The organism is Streptococcus pseudopneumoniae (assembly GCF_001070815.1).
GTDB lineage: Bacteria > Bacillota > Bacilli > Lactobacillales > Streptococcaceae > Streptococcus > Streptococcus pseudopneumoniae_P.
Window position 1 is genome coordinate 46,526 of the sequence record NZ_JVLX01000065.1, and the last position, 8,269, is coordinate 54,794.

General features: G+C 39.8%; 15 protein-coding genes. All 15 read left to right on the plus strand.

The features are described from left to right. Position 1: 1 nt before the first annotated feature. Positions 2–187: a type Z 30S ribosomal protein S14 gene (locus ADG81_RS08355; protein WP_001085697.1), complete on the plus strand. Its 186-nt coding sequence runs from the start codon at positions 2–4 to the stop codon at positions 185–187. A gap of 213 nt (positions 188–400) precedes the next feature. Continuing rightward, on the plus strand, positions 401–799 hold the full coding sequence (gene rpsH / locus ADG81_RS08360) for a 30S ribosomal protein S8 (RefSeq protein WP_000245504.1): 399 nt from the start codon (positions 401–403) through the stop codon (positions 797–799). A 191-nt stretch (positions 800–990) separates the two neighbouring features. Next, complete coding sequence (gene rplF / locus ADG81_RS08365; protein WP_000086626.1) at positions 991–1,527, plus strand: 50S ribosomal protein L6; 537 nt, start codon at positions 991–993, stop codon at positions 1,525–1,527. An 83-nt stretch (positions 1,528–1,610) separates the two neighbouring features. Beyond that, positions 1,611–1,967: a 50S ribosomal protein L18 gene (gene rplR, locus ADG81_RS08370; RefSeq protein ID WP_000624044.1), complete on the plus strand. Its 357-nt coding sequence runs from the start codon at positions 1,611–1,613 to the stop codon at positions 1,965–1,967. 17 nt (positions 1,968–1,984) lie between these two features. Beyond that, positions 1,985–2,479, plus strand: coding sequence for a 30S ribosomal protein S5 (rpsE, locus tag ADG81_RS08375; protein ID WP_000874202.1), 495 nt, complete (start codon positions 1,985–1,987; stop codon positions 2,477–2,479). Positions 2,480–2,492: 13 nt separating this feature from the next. Further along, positions 2,493–2,675 carry a 50S ribosomal protein L30 gene (gene rpmD / locus ADG81_RS08380; RefSeq protein WP_000057241.1) on the plus strand — a complete coding sequence of 61 codons (183 nt, stop codon included), beginning with the start codon at positions 2,493–2,495 and terminating at the stop codon, positions 2,673–2,675. A 144-nt stretch (positions 2,676–2,819) separates the two neighbouring features. After that, a complete protein-coding gene (gene rplO, locus ADG81_RS08385; RefSeq protein WP_000766088.1) occupies positions 2,820–3,260 on the plus strand; it encodes a 50S ribosomal protein L15 in 441 nt (146 codons plus the stop codon). 12 nt (positions 3,261–3,272) lie between these two features. Beyond that, the gene (gene secY / locus ADG81_RS08390) at positions 3,273–4,583 is read left to right on the plus strand and encodes a preprotein translocase subunit SecY (RefSeq protein WP_000465403.1); all 1,311 of its coding nucleotides are present in this window, start codon (positions 3,273–3,275) and stop codon (positions 4,581–4,583) included. Between the two features lie 149 nt (positions 4,584–4,732). Beyond that, positions 4,733–5,371 (plus strand): adenylate kinase, encoded by a 639-nt coding sequence (locus ADG81_RS08395; protein ID WP_049551445.1) that lies wholly within the window; start codon positions 4,733–4,735, stop codon positions 5,369–5,371. 116 nt (positions 5,372–5,487) lie between these two features. Beyond that, positions 5,488–5,706, plus strand: a complete 219-nt coding sequence (infA, locus tag ADG81_RS08400) for a translation initiation factor IF-1 (protein ID WP_001029883.1) — start codon at positions 5,488–5,490, stop codon at positions 5,704–5,706. Between the two features lie 24 nt (positions 5,707–5,730). Next, positions 5,731–5,847 carry a 50S ribosomal protein L36 gene (gene rpmJ / locus ADG81_RS08405; protein WP_001808836.1) on the plus strand — a complete coding sequence of 39 codons (117 nt, stop codon included), beginning with the start codon at positions 5,731–5,733 and terminating at the stop codon, positions 5,845–5,847. A 17-nt stretch (positions 5,848–5,864) separates the two neighbouring features. Further along, positions 5,865–6,230 (plus strand): 30S ribosomal protein S13, encoded by a 366-nt coding sequence (rpsM, locus tag ADG81_RS08410; RefSeq protein WP_000090781.1) that lies wholly within the window; start codon positions 5,865–5,867, stop codon positions 6,228–6,230. A 17-nt stretch (positions 6,231–6,247) separates the two neighbouring features. Then, complete coding sequence (rpsK, locus tag ADG81_RS08415; protein ID WP_001118385.1) at positions 6,248–6,631, plus strand: 30S ribosomal protein S11; 384 nt, start codon at positions 6,248–6,250, stop codon at positions 6,629–6,631. Between the two features lie 42 nt (positions 6,632–6,673). Further along, the gene (locus ADG81_RS08420; protein WP_000568988.1) at positions 6,674–7,609 is read left to right on the plus strand and encodes a DNA-directed RNA polymerase subunit alpha; all 936 of its coding nucleotides are present in this window, start codon (positions 6,674–6,676) and stop codon (positions 7,607–7,609) included. Between the two features lie 11 nt (positions 7,610–7,620). Further along, positions 7,621–8,007 (plus strand): 50S ribosomal protein L17, encoded by a 387-nt coding sequence (gene rplQ, locus ADG81_RS08425; protein WP_000331493.1) that lies wholly within the window; start codon positions 7,621–7,623, stop codon positions 8,005–8,007. The last annotated feature ends 262 nt before the right edge of the window (positions 8,008–8,269 follow it).

Below are 8,269 nucleotides of genomic sequence, written 5' to 3' on the forward strand. Positions count from 1 at the left end.
AATGGCTAAAAAATCAATGATTGCTAAGAACAAACGTCCAGCGAAGTTCTCTACTCAAGCTTATACTCGTTGTGAAAAATGTGGTCGTCCACATTCAGTTTACCGCAAATTTAAACTTTGCCGTGTTTGCTTCCGTGAATTAGCTTACAAAGGACAAATCCCAGGCGTTACCAAAGCATCTTGGTAATATCATGATACGAAGAGCGTAACAACCACAGCAAAAATAGGAAATTTGGTGTAGGAGCGATGCTCCAAAACAAATTTATCTTTTTTGCACAGGTTGTAGCTCGTGTTCAAATAAGAGTTTTCTCATTTGAATGTATCAATACTATCTGAGCCTAGCTCAATCATTAACTAGCAAGTGCAACTTGCAAACTACTAGTAAGAGGAGAAAAACAAAATGGTTATGACTGACCCAATCGCAGACTTCCTAACTCGTATTCGTAATGCTAACCAAGCTAAACACGAAGTACTTGAAGTACCTGCATCAAACATCAAAAAAGGGATTGCTGAAATCCTTAAACGCGAAGGTTTTGTAAAAAACGTTGAAATCATCGAAGATGACAAACAAGGCATCATCCGTGTATTCCTTAAATACGGACCAAATGGTGAAAAAGTTATCACTAACTTGAAACGTGTTTCTAAACCAGGACTTCGTGTCTACAAAAAACGTGAAGACCTTCCAAAAGTTCTTAACGGACTTGGAATTGCTATCCTTTCAACTTCTGAAGGTTTGCTTACTGATAAAGAAGCACGCCAAAAGAATGTTGGTGGAGAAGTTATCGCTTACGTTTGGTAAAATCAAGATACAAAGCTCGTAAAGAACAAAGCAAAATTAGAAAGTTGGAGAAGTTTGTTTACAAACAAGCCAACTTATCTATTTTGCACAGTTCTTAGAGCGTGTTCAGTTCAGCTCTTGAACTAAATAAGTATCTGAACCCCGTGAAAACTGGCCATTCTGGCCTGACAATTTAACAGGAGAAAATAAACATGTCACGTATTGGTAATAAAGTTATCGTGTTGCCTGCTGGTGTTGAAATCACTAACAATGACAACGTTGTAACTGTAAAAGGACCTAAAGGAGAACTTACTCGTGAGTTCTCAAAAGATATTGAAATCCGTGTGGAAGGTACTGAAGTAACTCTTCACCGTCCAAACGATTCAAAAGAAATGAAAACTATTCACGGAACTACTCGTGCCCTTTTGAACAACATGGTTGTTGGTGTATCAGAAGGATTCAAGAAAGAACTTGAAATGCGCGGGGTTGGTTACCGTGCACAACTTCAAGGATCTAAACTTGTTTTGGCTGTTGGTAAATCTCATCCAGACGAAGTTGAAGCTCCAGAAGGAATTACTTTTGAACTTCCAAACCCAACAACAATCGTTGTTAGCGGAATTTCAAAAGAAGTAGTTGGACAAACAGCTGCTTACGTACGTAGCCTTCGTTCACCAGAACCATATAAAGGTAAAGGTATCCGTTACGTTGGTGAATTCGTTCGCCGTAAAGAAGGTAAAACAGGTAAATAATGTTGAGTGGTTGAGTCTCAACCACCAACCTATTTTCCAACTTTGTGCATAGCACACGATTTAAAACTAAAGAGGTGAAAACTGTGATTTCAAAACCAGATAAAAACAAACTCCGCCAAAAACGCCACCGTCGCGTTCGCGGAAAACTCTCTGGAACTGCTGATCGCCCACGTTTGAACGTATTCCGTTCTAATACAGGCATCTACGCTCAAGTGATTGATGACGTAGCGGGTGTAACGCTCGCAAGTGCTTCAACTCTTGACAAAGAAGTTTCAAAAGGAACTAAAACTGAACAAGCCGTTGCTGTCGGTAAACTCGTTGCAGAACGTGCAAACGCTAAAGGTATTTCAGAAGTGGTGTTCGACCGCGGTGGATATCTATATCACGGACGTGTGAAAGCTTTGGCTGATGCAGCTCGTGAAAACGGATTGAAATTCTAATAGGAGGACACTAGAAAATGGCATTTAAAGACAATGCAGTTGAATTAGAAGAACGCGTAGTTGCTGTCAACCGTGTTACAAAAGTTGTTAAAGGTGGACGTCGTCTTCGTTTCGCAGCTCTTGTTGTTGTTGGTGACCACAACGGTCGCGTAGGATTTGGTACTGGTAAAGCTCAAGAAGTTCCAGAAGCAATCCGTAAAGCAGTAGATGATGCTAAGAAAAACTTGATCGAAGTTCCTATGGTTGGAACAACAATCCCACACGAAGTTCTTTCAGAATTCGGTGGAGCTAAAGTATTGTTGAAACCTGCTGTAGAAGGTTCTGGAGTTGCCGCTGGTGGTGCAGTTCGTGCCGTTGTGGAATTGGCAGGTGTGGCAGATATTACATCTAAATCACTTGGTTCTAACACTCCAATCAACATTGTTCGTGCAACTGTTGAAGGTTTGAAACAATTGAAACGCGCTGAAGAAGTTGCTGCCCTTCGTGGTATTTCAGTTTCTGATTTGGCATAAGAAAGGGGATAAAATGGCTCAAATTAAAATTACTTTGACTAAGTCTCCAATCGGACGCATTCCATCACAACGTAAAACTGTTGTAGCACTTGGACTTGGCAAATTGAACAGCTCTGTTATTAAAGAAGATAACGCTGCTATCCGTGGTATGATCACTGCAGTATCTCACTTGGTAACAGTTGAAGAAGTAAACTAATGAATTTTTAGGGGATGTGCACTATACCATCCCCTAAAACTAGATATAGTCATCTATGATGACGTCGTATAGGCGAGTTGATGGGGGAGACAACCTTTTCTCCCTTATCGGCGCTAGCATTTTACAAAAGAGGAGAAAATAAAAATGAAACTTCATGAATTGAAACCTGCAGAAGGTTCTCGTAAAGTACGTAACCGCGTTGGTCGTGGTACTTCATCAGGTAACGGTAAAACATCTGGTCGTGGTCAAAAAGGTCAAAAAGCTCGTAGCGGTGGCGGAGTTCGCCTTGGTTTTGAAGGTGGACAAACTCCATTGTTCCGTCGTCTTCCAAAACGTGGATTCACTAACATCAACGCTAAAGAATACGCAATTGTGAACCTTGACCAATTGAACGTCTTTGAAGATGGTGCTGAAGTTACTCCAGTTGTTCTTATCGAAGCAGGAATTGTTAAAGCTGAAAAATCAGGTATTAAAGTTCTTGGTAACGGTGAGTTGACTAAGAAATTGACTGTGAAAGCAGCTAAATTCTCTAAATCAGCTGAAGAAGCTATCACTGCTAAAGGTGGTTCAGTAGAAGTCATCTAAGAGAGGTGACCTATGTTTTTTAAATTATTAAGAGAAGCTCTTAAAGTCAAGCAGGTTCGATCAAAAATTTTATTTACAATTTTTATCGTTTTGGTCTTTCGTATCGGAACTAGCATTACAGTTCCTGGTGTGAATGCCAATAGCTTGAATGCTTTAAGTGGATTATCCTTCTTAAACATGTTGAGCTTGGTCTCAGGGAATGCCATGAAAAACTTCTCAGTTTTTGCTCTTGGTGTTAGTCCCTACATTACGGCCTCTATCGTTGTCCAACTCTTGCAAATGGATATTTTACCCAAGTTTGTAGAGTGGGGTAAACAAGGGGAGGTAGGTCGAAGAAAATTAAATCAAGCTACTCGTTATATTGCTCTTGTTTTAGCCTTTGTGCAATCTATCGGTATTACAGCTGGTTTTAATACTTTGGCTGGAGCTCAATTGTTGAAAACAGCTCTTACACCACAAGTCTTTATCATGATTGGTATCATCTTAACAGCTGGTAGCATGATTGTGACTTGGTTGGGAGAGCAAATTACAGATAAGGGATACGGAAATGGTGTTTCTATGATTATCTTTGCCGGGATTGTTGCATCAATTCCAGAGATGATTCAGGGCATCTATGTGGACTACTTTGTGAACGTCCCAAGTAGCCGTATCAACTCATCTATCATTTTCGTAATCATTTTGATTATTACTGTATTGTTGATCATTTATTTTACAACTTATGTTCAACAAGCAGAATACAAAATTCCAATCCAATATACTAAGGTTGCACAAGGTGCTCCATCTAGCTCTTACCTACCTTTGAAGGTAAACCCTGCTGGAGTTATCCCTGTTATCTTTGCAAGTTCGATTACTGCAGCGCCTGCGGCTATTCTTCAGTTTTTGAGCGCTACAGGTCATGATTGGGCTTGGGTAAGAACAGCACAAGAAATGCTGGCAACAACTTCACCAACTGGTATTGCTATGTATGCTTTATTGATTATTCTCTTTACATTCTTCTATACGTTTGTACAGATTAATCCTGAAAAAGCGGCAGAAAACTTACAAAAGAGCGGTGCTTATATCCATGGAGTTCGTCCTGGTAAAGGTACAGAAGAATATATGTCTAAACTTCTTCGTCGTCTTGCAACTGTTGGTTCCCTATTCCTTGGTGTGATTTCTATTTTACCGATTGTAGCAAAAGATGTTTTTGGACTTTCAGAGGCAGTTGCTTTTGGAGGAACCAGTCTTTTGATCATTATCTCTACAGGTATTGAAGGAATCAAACAATTGGAAGGTTACCTATTGAAACGTAAGTATGTTGGTTTCATGGACAGAACAGAATAAAAGTATTTACTGAGTCAGTAAATGCTGAGGGAGTGGAGGTTTAACTCTAACATTAGTGAGAGTTTGGTCTCCCCTCTTCTATTTTGTTTTTAAATAGGGGTGAAAAGACTTTTTGCTTCTATTTAAAAATAAAATAAGGAGATCAAATCATGAATCTTTTGATTATGGGCTTACCTGGTGCAGGTAAGGGAACTCAAGCAGCAAAAATCGTAGAACAATTCCATGTTGCACATATCTCAACAGGTGATATGTTCCGCGCTGCTATGGCAAATCAAACTGAAATGGGTGTTCTTGCTAAGTCATACATTGACAAGGGTGAATTAGTTCCTGATGAAGTTACAAATGGAATCGTAAAAGAACGTCTTTCACAAGATGATATTAAAGAAACAGGATTCTTGTTGGATGGTTACCCACGTACGATCGAACAAGCTCATGCCTTGGACAAAACTTTGGCTGAACTTGACATTGAACTAGAAGGGGTCATCAACATAGAAGTGGATCCAGATAGCCTCTTGGAACGTTTGAGTGGCCGTATCATCCACCGCGTAACTGGAGCAACTTTCCACAAGGTCTTTAACCCACCAGTTGACTATAAAGAAGAAGATTACTACCAACGTGAAGATGATAAACCTGAGACAGTAAAACGTCGATTGGACGTTAATATTGCTCAAGGAGAACCAATCATTGCTCACTACCGTGCCAAAGGTTTGGTTCATGACATCGAAGGTAATCAAGATATCAATGATGTCTTCACAGATATCGAAAAAGTATTGACAAATTTGAAATAAAGCGTTTTTCACACTTGCAAAAATCCGCTACAAATGTTATACTAAGATAGTCTGACTTATAATTGTTGTCTCTGTGTCTAGAGGCATCGAATCGAAATTTATGGAGGTGCTTTTGCGTGGCAAAAGACGATGTGATTGAAGTTGAAGGCAAAGTAGTTGATACAATGCCGAATGCAATGTTTACGGTTGAACTTGAAAATGGACATCAGATTTTAGCAACAGTTTCTGGTAAAATTCGTAAAAACTATATTCGTATTTTAGCGGGAGATCGTGTTACTGTCGAAATGAGTCCATATGACTTGACACGTGGACGTATCACTTACCGCTTTAAATAATCGAAAAACTTGGAGGGATAAGAAATGAAAGTAAGACCATCGGTCAAACCAATTTGCGAATACTGTAAAGTTATTCGTCGTAATGGTCGTGTTATGGTAATTTGCCCAGCAAATCCAAAACACAAACAACGTCAAGGATAAGATAGAAAGGAGAAAACATGGCTCGTATTGCTGGAGTTGACATTCCAAATGACAAACGCGTAGTAATCTCATTGACTTATGTTTATGGTATCGGACTTGCAACATCTAAGAAAATTTTGGCTGCTGCTGGAATCTCAGAAGATGTTCGTGTACGTGATCTCACATCAGATCAAGAAGATGCTATCCGTCGTGAAGTGGATGCAATCAAAGTTGAAGGTGACCTTCGTCGTGAAGTAAACTTGAACATCAAACGTTTGATGGAAATCGGTTCATACCGTGGTATCCGTCACCGTCGTGGACTTCCTGTCCGTGGACAAAACACTAAAAACAACGCTCGCACTCGTAAAGGTAAAGCTGTTGCGATTGCTGGTAAGAAAAAATAATATAGGAGGTAAAAGTCTTGGCTAAACCAACACGTAAACGTCGTGTGAAAAAGAATATCGAATCTGGTATTGCTCATATTCACGCTACATTTAATAACACTATTGTTATGATTACTGATGTGCATGGTAATGCAATTGCTTGGTCATCAGCTGGTGCTCTTGGTTTCAAAGGTTCTCGTAAATCTACACCATTCGCTGCTCAAATGGCTTCTGAAGCTGCTGCTAAATCTGCACAAGAACACGGTCTTAAATCAGTTGAAGTTACTGTAAAAGGTCCAGGTTCTGGTCGTGAGTCAGCTATTCGTGCGCTTGCTGCCGCTGGTCTTGAAGTAACAGCAATTCGTGATGTGACTCCAGTGCCACACAATGGTGCTCGTCCTCCAAAACGTCGCCGTGTATAATCATCGCATTACACTGCTTTTCGTTTAAGAGGGAGTAACTAAATGATCGAGTTTGAAAAACCAAATATAACAAAAATTGATGAAAATAAAGATTATGGCAAGTTTGTAATCGAACCACTTGAACGTGGCTACGGTACAACTCTTGGTAACTCTCTTCGTCGTGTACTTCTAGCTTCTCTACCAGGAGCAGCTGTGACATCTATCAATATTGATGGTGTGTTACATGAGTTTGACACAGTTCCAGGTGTTCGTGAAGACGTGATGCAAATCATTCTGAACATTAAAGGAATTGCAGTGAAATCGTACGTTGAAGACGAAAAAATCATCGAACTAGATGTTGAAGGTCCTGCTGAAGTAACAGCCGGTGACATTTTGACAGATAGCGATATTGAAATTGTAAATCCAGATCATTATCTCTTTACAATCGGTGAAGGTTCTTCGCTAAAAGCGACTATGACTGTTAACAGTGGTCGTGGATATGTACCTGCTGATGAAAATAAAAAAGATAATGCACCAGTTGGAACACTTGCTGTAGATTCTATTTATACACCAGTTACAAAAGTCAACTATCAAGTGGAACCTGCTCGTGTAGGTAGCAATGATGGATTTGACAAATTAACCCTTGAAATCTTGACAAATGGAACAATTATTCCAGAAGATGCTTTAGGGCTTTCAGCACGTATTTTGACAGAACATCTTGATTTGTTTACAAATCTTACTGAGATTGCTAAGTCAACTGAAGTGATGAAAGAAGCTGATACTGAATCTGACGACCGTATTTTGGATCGTACGATTGAGGAACTGGACTTGTCTGTGCGTTCATACAACTGTTTGAAACGTGCCGGTATCAATACTGTGCATGATTTGACAGAAAAATCTGAAGCAGAGATGATGAAAGTACGAAATCTTGGACGCAAGAGTTTGGAAGAAGTGAAACTCAAACTCATTGATTTGGGTCTTGGATTAAAAGATAAATAAAGGAGGAATAAATGGCTTACCGTAAACTAGGACGCACTAGCTCACAACGTAAAGCAATGCTTCGCGATTTGACAACTGACCTTTTGATCAACGAATCAATCGTGACAACTGAAGCTCGTGCTAAAGAAATCCGTAAAACTGTTGAAAAAATGATTACTCTAGGTAAACGTGGTGATTTGCATGCACGTCGTCAAGCAGCTGCTTTCGTACGTAATGAAATCGCATCTGAAAACTATGATGAAGCAACTGATAAGTACACTTCTACTACAGCACTTCAAAAATTGTTCTCAGAAATTGCACCTCGTTATGCTGAACGTAACGGTGGATACACTCGTATCCTTAAAACTGAACCACGTCGTGGTGATGCAGCGCCAATGGCGATCATCGAATTAGTATAAAATCATCAATTTTGTTGAGTGTTATGATGATGGAGTCTTGTGCTCTTAGTCTAGCTCTGGTCTACCGCTAGGATCTCGGTCCTAGCGGGAACACTCATCATAAGTTGGGATAGTAGACGCTTGTTTACGAAATTGTTTTTTTCTTAAGAACAACTTCGTAAGCAGGCGTTTTTGGGCTCTTTGTCAACTGTAGTGGGTTGAAGAAAAGCGGCTCTTTGTCAACTGTAGTGGGTTGAATAAAAGCTAAAACCGAGAAAGGACA